This window comes from Okeania sp. KiyG1 (assembly GCF_014132355.1).
Lineage (GTDB): Bacteria > Cyanobacteriota > Cyanobacteriia > Cyanobacteriales > Microcoleaceae > Okeania.
Genome location: NZ_BLZO01000071.1, coordinates 127,144 through 144,309, shown reverse-complemented (window position 1 = coordinate 144,309; position 17,166 = coordinate 127,144). Strand labels below are relative to the sequence as shown.

The window sequence follows — 17,166 nt, the reverse complement described above, 5'->3', positions numbered from 1 at the left end:
CCCGTCCCCCGCAGGATCGGGGGAAGCCAGATGTTGCTGCGCTTTTTGTTGAATGGGGGATTTAGGGGGCTTGAGCAGAACCAAACAATCGTGCATTCATACTTCAATTCAGCAACGCCTCTTTTTCAGAGATGCCTATTAGTCATAATGATTTAGGATTGATATAAGTATTCATTTTTCTTGAATAAACTTAACATATAGATGTTTAAAAGTAGACCTAACTATGCGTGGAATTCCAAAATCAATAGGTTTCTTAATTGTGGGTAACTGCCAATTTTCTACTTCCAATTCAGCAGGTTGTAATAATGGAAAATTAACCTTATTTAAATCAGAACAAAATCCCATTTCCCGAGCAACTGCCACTGTTGGAACTTCTGCCGGATTTACTTTGAGAATTTCTATAAATGTTTGATCGAGAGCAAAAACATCTGTCGAAGCCCCTAAAATACCTAATTCCCGAGGTTCTCCACCAATAGGACCATTACCTTCTTGAGCGATAATACTATCAATAATAGTCAAATCTGGATTAATTGTTTTTGCTGTTTCTACCAGCATTTTTCCAAAACGGCGAGCATCTTTACCTGCCTCTAAATGCCACCAAGCTTTCATTTTTCCTGGGACACAACCAAATAAGTTTTTTACTCCCATTGTCATAGTTAGTTGAACATGGGATTTAAGCTTAGGTAAATTAATTATTACATCTGCGGCCATTGCTTCTTTACTCTACAAGGGACTGATGTTTAAAGTATAAGCGATCGCTCATAATAATAGTATGAATTTTATTAATAGCGATCGCTCATACAAATTGTTTTCAAGTATCTAAACAAATTCTTTACCACAAAAATGAAACTAAATACTCTGCCTACTTTAATCAGAATTATCAAAAAATTCAACTTTATTACAGAATTTCTGAAAGACATTATGTAGCTTCTACCTTGTCTAATAATAGTACATTTGTTAGTAAGGCTAGAAAGTTGTCTAATAAATATTTTAGTATTGCATCACGAACACAACAAAGATTGTTAGATGTCTTAGGAATGATTTACTATTTTTAGAGATATTTTTAGACGACTTTTAATATCAACTTCTCATGCAACTTCTTTTCAAGTCCCGAAACAATCTTCTCAACATAAAAGCCACAGTTCGAGACCTGACTAAATCAGTAAACTTTTGGCCTTTATTAGGGTCTTTTTGCAACTGTTCCCTATAGTATTCAAACTTGGCTATTATTTCCAATCCAACTCTAGAAATAAGTCTTCCTTTTCCCACAACAGTCACACACCAAAGATACAATTCAGACCTAGCCAAAGAAGAACCAGACTTACTAAATCTTTCCATATCTCCAGAAGATTTTTCCTCTCTACCAAATCCCAAACGTCTCTTAAAAGCTCCCTCACTTTCAAATCTACTAAATGGATAACAACGCACCAACAACATAGCGCGGACCATTAAACCAAAATTATATAAATTGAACACTTGATTAAAGTGATCGAACTCTGGAGAATAAACCAAACTATCTAACTCTCTCCGGAGTAAAAACTCATGTAGATGCAATTCACACAGTTGATTAGCTAAAAACCTAGAAAACTCAGAAATCTCTATTCCATACTGAGGAGCTACAGATTTTTCATACTTTTTACTATATTTATTAGCTCCTCTATTCGTGTACCTTTCTCTACCAGCAATCCAAGCCCATAGCGGAGATAAACCATCACCTGCTGGAAGTGACTTAACATGAGCTACTTCCGGAAACTCCCTAGCCATTTGTTGTCTCAAGCGATTAATAATTGGGGATTGAATTCTAGCCAGTGAATGTAGCTGTAAATATCTATCGTTAATTTCTTTAATCAAGCCCGGCTCAAACTTAAGAAAGGCTTCCGGCTTATCCCAATGTTTCAAACCATAAACAGCTAATGCTATTGCATCAGCCTGGTCATTCTTATCCGGTAATCTCTCCGATTTCCTTAAATACTTAACCTCTGGATGACCAACCCAAAATACAGGTATTTGATGAGTCTCAGCAATTTTAGCCCACAGATAACTATAATTGCCTCCAGTTGGCTCCATCACCAAACCATCAGAAGTTTGTAAAAACTCAACAAACTTTCCCACACTTTCTGAATTGAGGTTGAAAGTTAACGGGTCAGTTCTCTTAAGTCTCTTATTATCTCTAAAATACTTGCGTAAATCAGTAGGAATCTCATCAAGTTTCCAGCAAACAATAGACGACTTACAGATGTCGCCTCCAATAACTGTTTTTCTCATTTGTCGTGGTGATATCAAATTAAAGAAAAAAACAATGTACTCACAAATCACCTGAAAACGGTTGCAATAACCATTTACTTTACTCTCAAAGTACAGTGTTTATAAACTCAGTAAGGTTGCTCATAAAGAGGCAAAAGCGTAAACGCTCACTTTACTTACAAAGCAGGTAACTTACTGAGTATATGCAGGTAAACCTGCAACAGCTAAATCAATAGCCGTTTCATTAATTCCTGCTGGTTAAATCATCAGGCAGGTCTTTTAGAAGGTATTTATTTCCAATCACGGAGGTCTGTCTCCATATCTTTCATTCTCATTTTTCTCTAATACAAACTTGATATAATGGTCAACTTGTTCTGAAAGATGAGGTTTACTAACCCTTAACTTTTCCAAGTACTTTATTGGATGACTAAAAGCTTTAGCCAAAGTTATTTCAGAGTTATATCTTACAACTGAATTGTTAGTTTCAGTCTCAACTACTGTAGAAGTTTCCTCTGATTCATCTTCTAAATGTTCCTTTGAGACTGTCTGTATTATTTCTTCTCTAGATACTTTATTTCCACCATTTACTGAATAATACTCATCAACTTCCTGGTCTTTATATTTATAAGCACTTTCCTGATATTCTTGATACTCTTGAGAATTAATTAATTGTAAATAACTTTGTTCAATTGTGATGCTGAGATACTGATTTATATCAACTTCTGAATTATTTTTCCAACTCCAAAAATTAGTTAATTCTCTCAAAGCATCATAAATTGCTTCACTAAATTTAGCCTTAAATGGAGTATATGAATTAGGCTCTAAGACTTTAAGAATAAAATTAGTAGTGATAGGAGTCTTAGAAATTTCAGCAGCATCTAATACATCTTGCCATTTCTGTGCAGCAATTTTAATTTCTTCATTAGTGCGTTTCCCTTGTCTATCAGACACTAATTCAGCAAATTTGTAGGCATGAGAGATACATCTTGGCAGCTCTTTAAATCCACATCTTATCAATATAATTGCCATACGGGCAGCCCGCATAATTTTTCGACAATACGGTTCAGACATTCTGAAAACTTTGAGGCAATATTCTTCAAAAGTCTTAAAGCCTTTCTTAATGTATAGTTTATTTTGAATTGCTGCTTTAATTTTGATACCAAATTTAATGTAGTTGTAGGAGCTATCAAGTAAAGATTGATGTAATTCTTCAGTACCACATGAAGATAATTCATATTTATTCCGACATTTTTCGATGGATTTTATCCACTCTGGAGTGTCTTTATCAACAATTATTTCTTCAAATATTGGTAGTGGAATTTTCCTCATTTAAATTCTTGCCCACTGTTCAAACATATTAGCAATTTCTGGAAACTCTTCAGCCCATAAATTATCTGACTTAGCGTAGGCTTTAATTCTCTCAACTTCAAATAATAACAATTTCTTACCTTGACTAAAGCTTTTCTGTCTTTTGACTCTGCCTTTGCGGATGGTTGGTTTGAATGGAATGACATTATTTTGTCTGTAAGCTTCTATATTAAATAATAAGAATTGTCCATTTTTGTCTTTCTTATAGTCGCGATAGAATTCGTTTCCACTGTCGCGATCGCGATTTACTACTTTCTCAATTACTGGCCTAACTGGAACAACCTTACACTCATTGTCTTTTGGTTGACTCTGCTGGGTGGTCACAACCTCATTCTTTATGTAGTGTGCATAAGCAGCTTCCCAGGTTTTGCGGAATCTCAAGTCGCCAAATTTACTACGTACTTCTGCTGGGGAGATTCCTAGTTTGTAGATTCTCCGCTTCATGTACTTGAGTTTGAGTTTTTTCATTAATCCTGCTCCTTTAGGTTAATGGCCTTATAGCTTATTTTTTTGTATATATTTATCTTAGCAATATAATGTTGTAATAGCAATATATTATTGCTAGAATGTTTGTATGTTTAGTCTATATCATATTGCTAGAATATGTATGAGTTGTTTAAATAATCAAGATGCCCAAAATCAGCCCGAAACATTACAACGAACCGAAATATTCAACCTCAGTCAGTTTGACTCGGACAGCGCTGGACTACTTACAAATGTTGGCTTCTCAAATCGAACCAGAAGTGAGTCGCAGTCAGGTAGTCGAGCAGATAATACGGGAGCAGATGGAGGCAAAATCTCAGACGATAACGACATTGGAAGAGGGGGAGATTTTAAAAAACTAGCCAACCAATTGGAACTGTTAACACAAATGTTTTACAAATATGTTGATGCACACCGTGGCATATTGGAAAAAGGGTTAGAAGAAAATCAACAGTTCACTGAAAAATTTGAACAAGAACTTTCTCTGTTAAAGAGTCAAATATCAGGTTCCATAAGTGCATCAGAATAAAAACTATCACCAATGCCGATCGCCCAATAAGTGGTCGGCATTTTTCATGTATCGAAAAAAGCGATCGCCACATCTAGGAGTAATCAAATGGCCATAGTAGCTACAGGAGACTTAATAGAAATCAACACCACCCGACTCAATACAAGAAAAATCAATCTCAAAGGCCAAACCTATCAAATAGAAAAATTCAACCCTGACACCGGAGAATTAGTAGTGGACACCGGAGAAATAATGGGTAGGATAAAACTACTTAACACAAAAGTTAAACTAGCCTACCTCCCAAAAGTTCCAGCATCTAAAAAACCTTCCATCACCCCAGACTCTATCAAGGCCAACATTAAAAAATTAATCAATAGATATCAGTCTATCGGTGGGCGAGTTGACATGAACTTTTTGGAGCAAATACTAGACAAGCAACCTTTGGAGCAAATACTATCTAAACTAGATATATCAACAAAAAACAGTATTTGCTCCGAAACATCTGAGGGTAGTATTTGCTCCGAAAATCTCCAGGCATCCGGAGCAAAAACTAACAACTTACCCAGGAACAAAGGAGGAAAACCTCCAGGTAGTAAAAATACCAAAGCAGCATCTGGGTGGTTAGATAAATATGAAAGTAAAACCTCTGGAGCAATTACTTGGTATTTTTGCCGTGACGAGTACCAGCGTCGAGTTAAAAAGACCAAAATTTCCAACACTCAAAAATCAATAGTGGAAGAAATGATTAAAGCCGGATATTCAGCTAGTCAAATAGAAGATTTAGTAGACGATATAATATTTTAGGTTAATTCTATTAGACAAATGCTTCGACTAGGCGAGCGATCGCCTTTTTTTTTATGTCCAATTAATCTTACTGTAGAAAAATTCTCTCCTATTACCCCTACTCCCTTTTGTTGGTGACTATAGAATTAAAATTCATTCTTCTCAGCACCCAACAAAAAAATAAGAACTCCTCGTAGTAATTCTTCCATAAATCACGAGCTAATCGGGGTTACATAGATTTTTTGATTATTCTTTTCTCAGAGATATTATAAATCATTGCTCTTAGCACCCTCAAACTACCCCTAGCTACTTCTTTAAACTTTCCAAGTGGAAAAAAATTTCCAGGAAAAGCGATCGCGACAATGGGGAAAATATACTTTACATTGATACACATATATTTGACACAGCTTCCTAGGTGCGTGTTGACTATAATCATTGATATATAAGGCTTTTACTTTTCAATCATTCATTTATTTTTTAACCTATCTGTAACAATTTAAGCTGAACACAATCTAGGCAAATCTTTTAGCGTCAGCGACCCAACCGACCCGTCCACCAACAACCTTTGCTTTTTACATTAGATTTTGTAGGGTCGTGTTGGGGAAAAGATTTAGCGTAGCGGCCTAGATTGTGTGTTCTTCGACTATAGTATTCTTTGAGCTTTCAAACTTTTTTGTCCTTTTCTACAACTTTTCAACTTGCCAAAGATTTTGACTCCCTGACTTTCCTGTTACTACAAACTTCCACCCTCCAAAAATATAATAATTTTTATCTTTTAATTTCCTGGGTTTTCTTCCTATTAATTCTTCTAATTGCTTAGTAGTAAGTAACCATTTTTCTTCTGAACATTCTTTCAAATCTCTGTGCATTTGAAGTGAATTTTCACGGGGATTCATATTATGAATAATTGCTCCTATTATATTTTCTAAAAGAATTTCAGCACTTTTATTTTTACTTTGTACTGTGGTCTGTTCTGTGAACTGTTCAGTGATGGAGCCAAATTTGGACTTTTCTTGTTCACTGTACTGTTCACTGTACTGTTCACTGTACTGTTTAGTCTTGCCATATACTACATCTGCTTTAACTTCTCTAACAAATGTGGACATTTTATTACCAGCCTTAATATGTTCGTGCAACATATCTAACTCTTTTAATTGTTTTGAAGTTGCAAAAGCTTTATCATTATTATCTTTCGCTAATTCAATTTCTAGAATTTTTAACCTGGTGTATAACGCTGCGCGAGAGCTTAGGCCATACCTTAATAGTAATTCTTGGACAATCATTTGTTTTGTATCCTGTTCAGTTTACTGTTCATTCTATTGTACACTAAACAGTTCTGTTGTCACTGTACATAATACAAAACTTGGTAAGTCCAATTTATTCAATAGTGATTTTTATCTCAAGAAAAATATTTAATTAGGAGTAAAAAATAAGAAGGCCGAAGGAGGCGGGGACCCCTGGGGTGCCGACGAGGCCATGACATTTTAACCCCTTACTAATAGGGGGTTAAATTGCCATAAAAAACGCCCCTAACTCTTCCTGTAATTACCCTTCAGCTATTAGGGGTTGTTTCAAAAGTCAATTCTAGTCTAAGCTTAAGATAATGCGATAATAGATATAAAAATAGGCACTTAAAAATGCCTACAATTCTGCCTAGCTTAATGTTTTTATAAATTGAATATTATTAATCACTATCATAGAAAGTCACTTATTTTTAATATCTCACTTGATAGTGATTTTTAATACTTTTAAATTTGTGAAAGTGATATTGAAATTGAATCATTATTGCTGACATTATTACTTTCAACTTCTTCACTTTCTACGATTTCAACTTCTTTTTCTGATACTCTTCATCCTTAGTATTTTTCTTACTATTACTCTCACTTTCAAAGACCTCATTCCAAAACTGAGGAGAGTCTAACACTTCTTTAACTTTAACCAACATTATTTCTCTTAATCCTTGTACTACAGACATTTTTCTTCCTCCTTTAAAATTATACTTTCGTTGATATCGTTATAGATTGCTTGGATTTCATCATCTGACATATTCTGAAAAAGTTCAGTTGCTTTTACCAGACAACTTATAGCAATTTCCTTGTAATCTTCATTGACTTCTTGACAAGCAAACCTGAGAGCGCGCCAGATAATTACCAGCCTTGAAATATCATTATTGTACATATTCTTGTATGATTTTCATTCCTTCATTAGTTCTTGTGATTTTCCCATGAGATTTAACTAATAAATTTTTTCTCCTTAGTGACATTATCAAACCTCTGCTATAGCTAGAAGATTTGATAACTCCTATATCTAACAATTTTGATACAATATCCTTTATAGTCATTGGATATTTACAAATTAATAGAGTTAAAATCTCAGATGAATTTAGTTTAATGTTACTGTTCATTCTTACTAAATCTCAATTGTGGCAAATGCTGACTTTATAAAGTCAGTGATTTCAACAATGTTTTTATTCTTGAAATCGACTATGCTTTTATTAAATCATTGAGAGGAAGAAAAAAGCCTGAGATTGATTTTAATTAATCTAATCTCAGGATTACTTGGAATTATAACCTCAAAATCAAATTAACTTTCTTTAAATTATTTAAAGTTATGGCAAAAATTAAATTAACATTTTCACCGTTGTTTACAATCAACGCTGTTTTTTTAGGACACTCCGAGTGTTTTATCTACAATAAAGATGGGTCGAAAACTCCGGACCCTAATAACGTTCACTTGAACTTTGCTACGGCAATGTATCAAAAAATTGGTGAGACTTCTCAAATTTTGCCTATTGAAAAAGTCTTAGATTCATTAGGAGAAAACTCTACTGAATCATCTATAAACTGCAAAGTTCCAGTGCAAAGTTTTGACCCATCTAGATTTAAGTTAGGTTCTAAAGGAGTTTTGCAAGTTCTTGCAATGGGATTAGGTGGAAATGTTTATTATAGGTTTATTGACTTTACTACCAAGGGCAATGTTCAATCGCCTCCACCAGCTCCTGCCATGTCGTCATCTAAATAAAAATAATATTGGTAGAACTTTCTCCAAAATTATTTTAGCATTGATTGCGTTTTTGTTTACCTTGTCTTCAAAAGCATTAGCTCAGTCTTTGCCATCGTGTGACTTTGTCTTATTAGACTTTTTTATTAACTTTTTACCTGAAACACCTGATTCTATCAAGCTGTCAAATGTTCTAACCGAATTCGCGATTCAAGCGCCTATTGGTTCAGCTGTTATATTTGAGGCTTATAGTGGTATTTTTCAGGTGCTTACACTGATTGCATTTTTTAAGGCAATCAAAATCTTGGTTTACTTCAAGAAACTACTTTTGTTCTAATTTATGGAAATATGTCTAGGTTATCTCGTCGTATCCTTTTTGCCAGATTTGTTTGTGGTGTCTGCATTCCAGTTATTCTTCTGGGGTGTTTGTGCAATGGTGGAATTTTAGCTGTTGAGCTAGGAACTTTTGAAGATGCACCACTCCCAAGTAAGGAAGAGTTTGTTCTTATGGTAAAAGACAAATTTTTCCCTTACATCACAGAATTTCTAGGTTATGCAGTTCCTGTAACTATTACTGCTCTACTAATCAGGAGTTCCTTGAACTAGATGTCTTTATTCTTTCAAACAAGGCTTCACAGTAATGGCACATGCCAGGTTTCTTATAACGACTATGATGGCACTTCTCTTTCACAGAGTAAACAAATGGAAGTTGATAGTGATGAAGAATGTCTTGCTTATGGTTACGATATTGCTGGTTTTGTAGCTGAAGATAATGTTCAGTCTCCTCAAGTTTGTTCTATAGAACAAACTGATGTTGTGATAGCATCTATCAAAGGTTTAATTCAGCCTTTTTTGATGACTGAACTCATCATAGTGGTGGCAGTTGTAGCGATGAGAATATTGAAGCAATTGAGGCCGATATGAAATTGATAGCAACAACAATTACAGCAGAAGAATTGGTTAATCACATAGAAAAAGAAACTATGAAAGCGGTTGATTATGGAACTGAAGTTGGTTTGTCACTGATTGCATTTGTGGCGTTAGCAAGTTTAGTGGGAATGTTTTTGAGGAAGTTGTGATTTTTCTTAGATTTTTCTTTGTCTTTATTCTATGGATATCAATAGTTTTATATTCTTCACCTTCACTTGCTTCTGAGGCGAATTCAGTTGTTTGTACATATACCTATCAATCTATTAGAACTGGTGAAACTTGTACTTATCATAGTATCCAATTAGTTCCTTCTCTTTCCCCTCAACAATGTGATGACTCCTGGAAGTCAATAGCACAGTCTGTGGATTACTATGATTTTCATAAAGATGATTTGCCTGAAAATTGCAACTATTACTACTGTACTGAAATCATATATTCTTATTGCTCATTTATTCAAAATGGTGCATTACCTTCCATGATTTCTAGTTGTTTCCATAAGTTATCCTCTTTAAATGCTGACTTTGTAGATGATATCAAGTCTTCAACTTTAGAAGTTGACTTTAGTTATTACAATTTTAGTCAAGGAGAGTATAATTACAATGATAGTCTGTATCAGGATGAGATATCTACTTTTGGTTGCGGTGGTGAAATTTTTCCTGGCGACAATCCTGATGATGATAACGATGACTCTAGTTGTAACAATGTTTTTGATTATTTATTTTCCAAGTTGTCTACAAAATTTCCCCTAGATATTTTTGTACCTTCATACAATTTCACTGCTGGTGATACTGCTTGTCCTGAAATAACACTTTTTGGTCAAGACATGGAATTTTGTGCAGTTGTAATGGTTGCATCTGCCGTGAAACACATTTTTTTAATTGTCTTCATAATTAGAGCTGTTATACATTTTTAGTCTTTTTTTCTTCCTCTCATTCTCTCTTTAACTATTGCTAAAATTATGAATCTTAAAAAAATCACTCAAAAATGCGGTAAGACTGGTGCTATCACTTTTCTTACTTTGACTGCATTAACTGGAGCAGCTCTTGCTAACGATCCTCCTGCTCCCAACTACGAACAAATTGCTGATACTGCTGAAGATGCTGTTGTTTCAGTTGGTGGTTTAGCCTTGGTTGCGTTTGGTGCATCAATTACGCCATTTGTTGCCCGTATTGCTATGCTCTCAATTTCTAAAGCTTTCACTGCTGTCTAATTGAGATTTTCAGTCTTACTGATAGTTGTTTATTTGGTGATGGTATTGTTGCCATCACCACATTATGATTTTGTAGAAACCTCTAGAGATAAATTCTTTAGGATATTTTTTAAAAGACTAATATCTTATTTTCCAGTTATTAGCCTGTGTATAGGCTTTTTGATTCCAGAAGCGCATCCGCATCCTGGATATGAAATGATTAAATGGTGGTTGGTTTTATTTCCATTTAACCTTCACTATATATTTTTATTTCTTCCTAATAAATCCTGTATTGTTGCTACTTTAGTATCAATATTATTGAATCCTGAAATCAGTCGAAAAATCAAACTATTGATTTTGTTTCTTACTTTCATCATCCTCTGTCTAAATTTCAGATTTAGGGCTATAAATCATAGATTGCAATTCTGCCATACTCCTATATGTATTTTCGATGAAAATCATGTTGCTTATTACATATTTTTTGCTTTATTCTTTATTCTTGTAGACAGATTAAATTCTATCCCTTATTTTTTAGGTTATCACTTTATATTAATCTTTTGGCATCTCATGCCGATTCATTACTTCATATTTATAATTAATTATATTTTCTTAAATCAGAACGATGCCGACTTATGGATTTATTGGAGCTCAAGGATACGGAAAGTCTTTAAGTATTTGCGAAATTGGTTTGTATATGGCAAATAAATACAATAGGTGTATCGCTTCAAATTTTCCTTTTAGATTAGATGCACTTTGGGATTACTTGATTTTTAGGAAGTATTGGAATCTTTGCCGAAAATTAATTGAAGGTAAATTTTTCTATTTTAATCCTTATGGAGAGAGTAAGGATTCAATATTAGGATTAATTTCTGTAAAAATTCTGAGATATTTTTTGATGAGGCTCCTCAATTTTTGAGTAGTCGTAGAGCTACTAGAAATCCAGATAAAATTATCAACCGCCTTTCCCAGGTTCGCAAGAAAAATCTGACCTTCTATATGCTGCTCAAGATTGGGCTAGTGTAGATTCTGAACTTAGAAGACAGACTCATTATGTAGTTAATTGTGAAGGTGCTTTAATCCCTAATCTTGAAGGTTATCCAATTCTAGTCTCTAAGGACGTTAGTATTCATGAAAAACACAGCTATGAAAAATGGTATAGTCATGTTAATAGGAATAAATTTTTATTTAGGAAAAACATCAGCTTAAACGTTGGAACAAACCAGTTGTTTGCCATGATTTAATGTTGTTTAATTTATATGATTCAACTTTAGATTTAGGTGAGAATTTAGATGGAAGACTTCCCAAGGAATATCAGAAAATTTATTTCAAGGAGATTTTAGACCCTCATTCTGAAAATTGGGTTAAGGCAAATTTGGCAGGCTATAATTTTCAATGTTTTCGCATTCATTCTCAACCTCCTAATTATTATGAATTGGATTTAGATAAAGAAAGTTGTATGGTTCCTAATAGATTTAGTTTTTACTGGAATCATCTTGCTAATTTTCCAGCAACTTTCTCTAAAATTGTTAGAAAAATACCCAAGCTATTGAATATTAAAAATGGTTGCGTTGAATGGAAAGGTAAGTACAAAAAGATTTGGTGAACTTGAGGTTGGTATTCACTGGTTACAAGGTGTTTGTCAGTTTAGTTCTGAATTTGAGTTGATTAATTTTGCTAAATCTTTAGATGATACTTTTCAATGGCGCGACACTCCTACTAGAATGGGAAAAGTTTATGATCGTTCGGGAGTTTCTCTTAAAGCTGTGAGAGTTGGTTATTCTGTTAAAGATTTGGTTGAAGGCTTTTTCTTAATTCCTGGCTCTTACCTAGATGAATTAACTTTGGACAATCAATCTAATTTATTAGCTTCAATTATATTAGATGAACAACTAAAGTTAACTAGGATTGATATTGCTTTTAATGACTATAGTAAAAAATTAACTCCTAAGAAGTTACATTCTTGGGCTACTTCTGGTTATATGCGAGGTTTTCGTCTCCACAGTTCTCCTTTTGAAGATTTTCAGTTTACTTTAGGCACTAATGTTAGCCTTGGAGTAACTAAAACTTTTGGTAGGCGATCGTCTAAAAAGTTTCTCAGAGTTTATGAGGCACTTCCAGTTCATGGTAAAGATGCTATTCGTTGGGAGTTAGAGCTTAGGGATGATAGGGCAAGAGGTATGGCAATGTTTTTGCAACAACAAGGACTTGATGAGATACCTAAATATATTTGTGGTTCTGTTGATTTTGTGAATTCTTCTAAGAAGAGAGTTTCTCGTTGTTCCAGACTTAGGCAATGGGAAAAATTTGTTGATTATTGTGGTGGTTGTGAGAAGTTTTCTATTCCTAAACAGTCCACCAGTTTTGATAAAAAAGTTGAGTGGTTGTTTAGGCAGTGTTCTAAAAATTTAGCTATTGCTCGGGAGGTTTTGGGGGATGGTGTAGTTCAGGAGATGATTGAGTTTGGTAAATATAAATTTAGTACTTTGGATGAAGATTTAATTAGATATAGTAAGTAATATTTTTTAACTAATTATTATTTTCCAACAATATCAATTATTTCTTTAATGTTCCTGCCTAACTTAATTATATTTAATTCAATCATATTTAATACTGATGGTATTAATGACATTGATGCTATTGTTAGTCCTATCAAACATATCATTGATAAATTTCTCCCGAATATTGATGCCATTGCATTAGTCATTTCTTCTTCTTCTAAATCTTCTAGGTTAAATAACAATATTAGGAATTGTTTTACGTTATTGTTATGCCATATTAAGATATTACATATTTTATTTGACATATTGTACATCTCTAGATTCTCACATACTTTTATTAATGTTAATCCTGGTATTCTCAATATTACTATTTCACTTATTACTATAGGTATTAGTAAAATGAATTTTAAAAAATCTACTACATAATCAAATTCTCTCATTTTTCTATTTTCTAAATTTTCTAGGGATTTACTTAACAGCAAATGATTAAACTCTTGACTAACTGTTTCGTAACGTTTGCCATGAAACTCAACTATTGGTAAGTCAAATTCTTCGAGTAATGATAAATAACCATTTGCTTTTGCAACACCCAGAGCACTACCGAAAGCTGGACTGTCGCCTAAAAAAGGTTTGCCTCCTGCTTTTTTGACAATTTTAGCTACACAATAAACTATTTCTCTTCTCGTTACACATTCTTTTGTTGGGCGAGAACCTGTGAGCAAATTTGGTTTGAGTAGGACGCGATCGCCAGGCTTGACAAAGGTATTGATTCCCCCTAATGGTTCTAAAAGTTCCTCTATAGATTTTTCTAATTCATTTATCTGATAGGAATTAGTCCTGATTAAACTTACAGTAGACATGATTTTTTAATTGAACTTGTTTTGAGTAAATTTTGTACCCTTTTGATTATATGCCGATCTTCAAATTAGAGGTAATTATTAATTGTTAATTGCTGAAGTGCCAGAAAAAATTGGACAGCTATTGGTAGTAGACTGACACGTCTAAAAATGTAGGTTGGGTTGAACGACAGTGAAACCCAACAAAACTTTGCTAATGTTGGGTTTATCCTAACGGATAAGCTCCGCTAACGTTCCTCAACCCAACCTACGTCTAATGCACCATTTTAGCTGTGTCAGTCCAGTAGGTGTTAGCGCTAGCGTAACTGAGCAGCACTCCATATATAGTGTCTTTGCGTAAGTCCTGTAATTGTTAATTGCTGAAGTGCCAGAAAAAATTGGACAGGGGTCATTTCAGTTATCAGTTATCAGTACCTCTCTCTGCCTTTTTGCGCAGCATTCCGCAGGAAAGTCAGAGGCTTGAAATATTGAACTTTATTTTTTTTTAACCCCCTTGAAAGTGAGGCTAGAGACCTTATTTCTTGGTCAGGATAGACAACTCTATGCTACTTTCACCCGTCCTTTCGCAACAGAACGTAACAATCTCTCAATACTGCGACGATCTTCTTCACTGAGAGAACCATCCAATATAGCAGCCATGAGGCCATAACGGTCTGATTGAGTTAGAACACATTTGTCAGCTACAGAAGCCATAATTTCGTTTATTGCGCCGGGGAGTAATTTAACTTGAGGCATGAGACTTACCTTGAACTCTACACTTTTATCATCTTCTGTTTTTATGGTTATGGTGGTGACTAGCAGTTGGAGTAAAGAGTGATTTTTCGGTATTGTGAAGAGTGAGTTATTCAACTATGCAAAAGTGAAGTAGATAAGTAACTTTCGTGACCAATATCACTATTCTAATAGCAATTAATCAATCCAGAAAACTATCTCCTTTATTGCGGAGATGCGGCTAAAATTCTCAGAGACATACCAAAGCGATCGCTCGACTGTTGTATTACCAGTCCACCCTATTGGCAGCAATGAGAATATCCAGGCAACAGCGAACTTGGCAACGAAGCAAAAGTTGAGTCTTATGTAGATAATTTATCTGAAATATTCGCCTTACTCAAACAAGGTTTAAAAGACGAGGGTAAATAACAGTTTGACAAAATCTATGATTATCTAGTATAATCTATGATTATATAGTATAGTCTATGATTATGACTGACAAATTCATCAAAATAGGTGCAGCAGCAAAACTATTAGGAGTGTCGATTGATACGCTCCGGAAATGGGAATTGTCTGGAGAACTGATACCCGACCGAAAAAGCCAGGCTGGTACTAGATTCTATGACTCTTCTAAACTTATCAATTTAGGAGATGTAGACAATTCTACTATTTGTTATGCCAGAGTCAGTAGCCACGACCAAAAGGCAGATTTAGACAGGCAACAAGCAATGTTAGAGGCTTATTGTGCTGCCAAAGGATGGAAATTTGAGATCATTAAAGACTTAGGCTCTGGTATGAACTACCGCAAAAAAGGGTTGCAAAAATTATTAGAGAAAATCTTGAGGAAGCAAACTAAGCGATTAGTATTAACTCATAAAGATAGATTGTTAAGGTTTGGTGCTGAGTTGGTTTTTTCTTTTTGCGAACTCCAGGGGATTGAGATAGTTATTATTAACAAAGGAGAACAACCAAGTTTTGAAGAAGAATTAGCTCAAGACGTACTAGAAATCATCACAGTTTTTTCAGCTAGGCTTTACGGTTCAAGATCAAAAAAACACAAAAAATTATTACTTGGATTACAAGAGGAATTAGATCAAGTTGTCAGGAAAATTGATAATAATGCTACTAGGATTCAAAACTGAACTGTACCCAAATAACCAGCAAAAAACCTTGCTGGCTAAACACGCTGGTGTAGCGCGTCATGCTTACAATTGGGGCTTGTGGTTAACTAAAAACATCCTGACTCACAATTCCAACAATCCTTCAGGTAAACTTAAATTTCCGACGGCAATCGACCTGCATAAACTTTTAGTAGCAATGGTTAAACCATTAAACTATTGGTACTACGAGGTTTCTAAATGTGCACCTCAATATGCTTTGAGATATTTATCACAAGCCTGGAAACGCTGCTTTACTAAAGTGTCTGGTCAACCTAAATTCAAGAAAAAAGGTAGAGATGATAGCTTTACCTTAGATGGCTCAATATCGGTAGGCGTGTTTCAGATTAAATTACCAAGAATTGGATGGGTGAAAACCTACGAAATATTGCCAGATCAAGTATCTCCTAAATCTGTAACTATAACTAAAAAAGATATCTAATAATCCTGTATATAGTAGGGACGAATGGCCATTCGTCCCTAAATTTTTTTGATTATGACGATGTGGTTTATGGCTCGGAAAACCCCTACAAGGATTATAACACCATCCTGACAATTTAATGCTGTCAAAAATCGACAACTTTAAACAATACTTTTGTCGATCTCTACTCAATCATGCTGAATGTCTTACCACAAGTGGATTTTAAACTCATCAAAAAAAAGTTGTCGATTTCTACTGTCGATTTTCGACAACTTTTGAATTTGCCTATTCTATACTTGCTAATTGACATCCTCCCCGGCCTAAAGGCACGGGGATTCCTACTGAGCCGTAGCTCTTCGCCGGGTTGACGCTTTGCTTCGCATAGCTGTCGCTAACACAGGGTGCTGCTTCCTTGGCGGTAGTCTGACGCTTCCCTCCACGTCCGTTTAGAGTTTCCGAGTGCCCCTCGGCAACTAATAATACTGTAGCATATATTCAATTCACTTGCAAACTCAAATAAAAAGTCGCCCTACAAGGGCGAGGCTTTAAACCCAATTTTTCGGTAAGTAATTCTTTACTAAACTTAGCAATTTGTTAAAAAAATCAGGAATTTTTCCGATCAATATAGTTTTAATAGGGGCGCAGGAAAAGCAATTGATTTTCAGGGCCACCTGACTCAAAACCGAGTTGTCCATCAGTATTTTTCTGGTGGGCCGGGGAGTCAAAAATAAAGAAATAGTAGGAAACTGGCATAAAAATGCTGGCTCTTCCTCATAGTTTTAATAGGAGCGCAGGAAAAGCAATTGATTTTCAGGGCCACCTGACTCAAAACCGAGTTGTCCGTCAGTATTTTTCTGGTGGGCCGGGGAGTCAAAAATAAAGAAATAGTAGGAAACTGGCATAAAAATGCTGGCTCTTCCTCATAGTTTTAATAGGGGCGCAGGAAAAGCAATTGATTTTCAGGGCCACCTGACTCAAAACCGAGTTGTCCATCAGTATTTTTCTGGTGGGCCGGGA

At 34.8% G+C, this 17,166-nt stretch carries 21 protein-coding genes and 1 pseudogene; 13 read left to right on the top strand and 9 right to left on the bottom strand.

What is annotated here, in order from left to right:
• Window positions 1-171 precede the first annotated feature (171 nt).
• The 4 genes and pseudogenes from SAGCYANO_RS15500 to SAGCYANO_RS15485 form a co-directional block, all read right to left on the bottom strand.
• Window positions 172-723, bottom strand: a pseudogene (locus tag SAGCYANO_RS15500) (DUF362 domain-containing protein); the annotation flags it as partial.
• Between the two features lie 357 nt (window positions 724-1,080).
• Window positions 1,081-2,265, bottom strand: coding sequence for a transposase (locus SAGCYANO_RS15495; RefSeq protein WP_202220898.1), 1,185 nt, complete (start codon window positions 2,263-2,265; stop codon window positions 1,081-1,083).
• 279 nt (window positions 2,266-2,544) lie between these two features.
• Entirely contained in the window at window positions 2,545-3,573 is a 1,029-nt protein-coding gene (locus SAGCYANO_RS15490) for a hypothetical protein (protein ID WP_202220897.1), read from the bottom strand.
• On the bottom strand, window positions 3,574-4,080 hold the full coding sequence (locus tag SAGCYANO_RS15485) for a hypothetical protein (protein WP_202220896.1): 507 nt from the start codon (window positions 4,078-4,080) through the stop codon (window positions 3,574-3,576).
• A 139-nt stretch (window positions 4,081-4,219) separates the two neighbouring features.
• On the opposite strand from SAGCYANO_RS15485, the gene SAGCYANO_RS15480 reads away from it, so the two are divergent.
• On the top strand, window positions 4,220-4,624 hold the full coding sequence (locus SAGCYANO_RS15480; protein WP_202220895.1) for a hypothetical protein: 405 nt from the start codon (window positions 4,220-4,222) through the stop codon (window positions 4,622-4,624).
• A gap of 30 nt (window positions 4,625-4,654) precedes the next feature.
• A complete protein-coding gene (locus tag SAGCYANO_RS15475; protein ID WP_202220894.1) occupies window positions 4,655-5,407 on the top strand; it encodes a hypothetical protein in 753 nt (250 codons plus the stop codon).
• 662 nt (window positions 5,408-6,069) lie between these two features.
• Here SAGCYANO_RS15475 and SAGCYANO_RS15470 read toward each other — a convergent pair.
• The 3 genes from SAGCYANO_RS15470 to SAGCYANO_RS15460 all read right to left on the bottom strand — a co-directional run bounded on the left by SAGCYANO_RS15470 (window position 6,070) and on the right by SAGCYANO_RS15460 (window position 7,564).
• The gene (locus SAGCYANO_RS15470; protein ID WP_202220893.1) at window positions 6,070-6,669 is read right to left on the bottom strand and encodes a hypothetical protein; all 600 of its coding nucleotides are present in this window, start codon (window positions 6,667-6,669) and stop codon (window positions 6,070-6,072) included.
• Between the two features lie 536 nt (window positions 6,670-7,205).
• A complete protein-coding gene (locus SAGCYANO_RS15465) occupies window positions 7,206-7,361 on the bottom strand; it encodes a hypothetical protein (protein ID WP_202220892.1) in 156 nt (51 codons plus the stop codon).
• Window positions 7,352-7,564: a hypothetical protein gene (locus tag SAGCYANO_RS15460; RefSeq protein ID WP_202220891.1), complete on the bottom strand. Its 213-nt coding sequence runs from the start codon at window positions 7,562-7,564 to the stop codon at window positions 7,352-7,354. Before SAGCYANO_RS15460 ends, SAGCYANO_RS15465 begins: the two co-directional genes overlap by 10 nt.
• Window positions 7,565-7,996: 432 nt before the next feature.
• Here SAGCYANO_RS15460 and SAGCYANO_RS15455 point away from each other — a divergent pair, with 432 nt between their 5' ends.
• From SAGCYANO_RS15455 to SAGCYANO_RS15410, 8 genes are all read left to right on the top strand, one after another.
• Window positions 7,997-8,407, top strand: a complete 411-nt coding sequence (locus SAGCYANO_RS15455) for a hypothetical protein (RefSeq protein ID WP_202220890.1) — start codon at window positions 7,997-7,999, stop codon at window positions 8,405-8,407.
• Between the two features lie 327 nt (window positions 8,408-8,734).
• Window positions 8,735-8,992, top strand: a complete 258-nt coding sequence (locus SAGCYANO_RS15445; protein ID WP_202220888.1) for a hypothetical protein — start codon at window positions 8,735-8,737, stop codon at window positions 8,990-8,992.
• Window positions 8,993-9,310, top strand: coding sequence for a hypothetical protein (locus SAGCYANO_RS15440; RefSeq protein ID WP_202220887.1), 318 nt, complete (start codon window positions 8,993-8,995; stop codon window positions 9,308-9,310).
• Window positions 9,307-9,465: a hypothetical protein gene (locus tag SAGCYANO_RS15435; protein WP_202220886.1), complete on the top strand. Its 159-nt coding sequence runs from the start codon at window positions 9,307-9,309 to the stop codon at window positions 9,463-9,465. Before SAGCYANO_RS15440 ends, SAGCYANO_RS15435 begins: the two co-directional genes overlap by 4 nt.
• Window positions 9,462-10,229, top strand: a complete 768-nt coding sequence (locus tag SAGCYANO_RS15430; RefSeq protein ID WP_202220885.1) for a hypothetical protein — start codon at window positions 9,462-9,464, stop codon at window positions 10,227-10,229. The genes SAGCYANO_RS15435 and SAGCYANO_RS15430 overlap by 4 nt, the downstream gene beginning before the upstream one ends.
• 45 nt (window positions 10,230-10,274) lie before the next feature.
• Window positions 10,275-10,526, top strand: coding sequence for a hypothetical protein (locus SAGCYANO_RS15425; RefSeq protein WP_202220884.1), 252 nt, complete (start codon window positions 10,275-10,277; stop codon window positions 10,524-10,526).
• A gap of 1,219 nt (window positions 10,527-11,745) precedes the next feature.
• Window positions 11,746-12,108 (top strand): hypothetical protein, encoded by a 363-nt coding sequence (locus SAGCYANO_RS15415; protein WP_202220882.1) that lies wholly within the window; start codon window positions 11,746-11,748, stop codon window positions 12,106-12,108.
• A complete protein-coding gene (locus SAGCYANO_RS15410; protein ID WP_202220881.1) occupies window positions 12,065-13,021 on the top strand; it encodes a replication initiation factor domain-containing protein in 957 nt (318 codons plus the stop codon). Before SAGCYANO_RS15415 ends, SAGCYANO_RS15410 begins: the two co-directional genes overlap by 44 nt.
• Before the next feature lie 17 nt (window positions 13,022-13,038).
• Here the strand turns inward: SAGCYANO_RS15410 and SAGCYANO_RS44775 are convergent, their stop codons facing one another.
• Window positions 13,039-13,863 carry a DUF362 domain-containing protein gene (locus SAGCYANO_RS44775; protein WP_237396193.1) on the bottom strand — a complete coding sequence of 275 codons (825 nt, stop codon included), beginning with the start codon at window positions 13,861-13,863 and terminating at the stop codon, window positions 13,039-13,041.
• Between the two features lie 537 nt (window positions 13,864-14,400).
• Window positions 14,401-14,595, bottom strand: a complete 195-nt coding sequence (locus tag SAGCYANO_RS15400) for a hypothetical protein (RefSeq protein WP_202220914.1) — start codon at window positions 14,593-14,595, stop codon at window positions 14,401-14,403.
• A gap of 211 nt (window positions 14,596-14,806) precedes the next feature.
• Here SAGCYANO_RS15400 and SAGCYANO_RS47585 point away from each other — a divergent pair, with 211 nt between their 5' ends.
• The 3 genes from SAGCYANO_RS47585 to SAGCYANO_RS15390 all read left to right on the top strand — a co-directional run bounded on the left by SAGCYANO_RS47585 (window position 14,807) and on the right by SAGCYANO_RS15390 (window position 16,170).
• The gene (locus SAGCYANO_RS47585) at window positions 14,807-14,941 is read left to right on the top strand and encodes a hypothetical protein (protein WP_255502565.1); all 135 of its coding nucleotides are present in this window, start codon (window positions 14,807-14,809) and stop codon (window positions 14,939-14,941) included.
• A gap of 121 nt (window positions 14,942-15,062) precedes the next feature.
• Window positions 15,063-15,713 carry an IS607 family transposase gene (locus SAGCYANO_RS15395; protein WP_202220913.1) on the top strand — a complete coding sequence of 217 codons (651 nt, stop codon included), beginning with the start codon at window positions 15,063-15,065 and terminating at the stop codon, window positions 15,711-15,713.
• Window positions 15,691-16,170, top strand: a complete 480-nt coding sequence (locus SAGCYANO_RS15390) for a helix-turn-helix domain-containing protein (RefSeq protein ID WP_202220880.1) — start codon at window positions 15,691-15,693, stop codon at window positions 16,168-16,170. The genes SAGCYANO_RS15395 and SAGCYANO_RS15390 overlap by 23 nt, the downstream gene beginning before the upstream one ends.
• The last annotated feature ends 996 nt before the right edge of the window (window positions 16,171-17,166 follow it).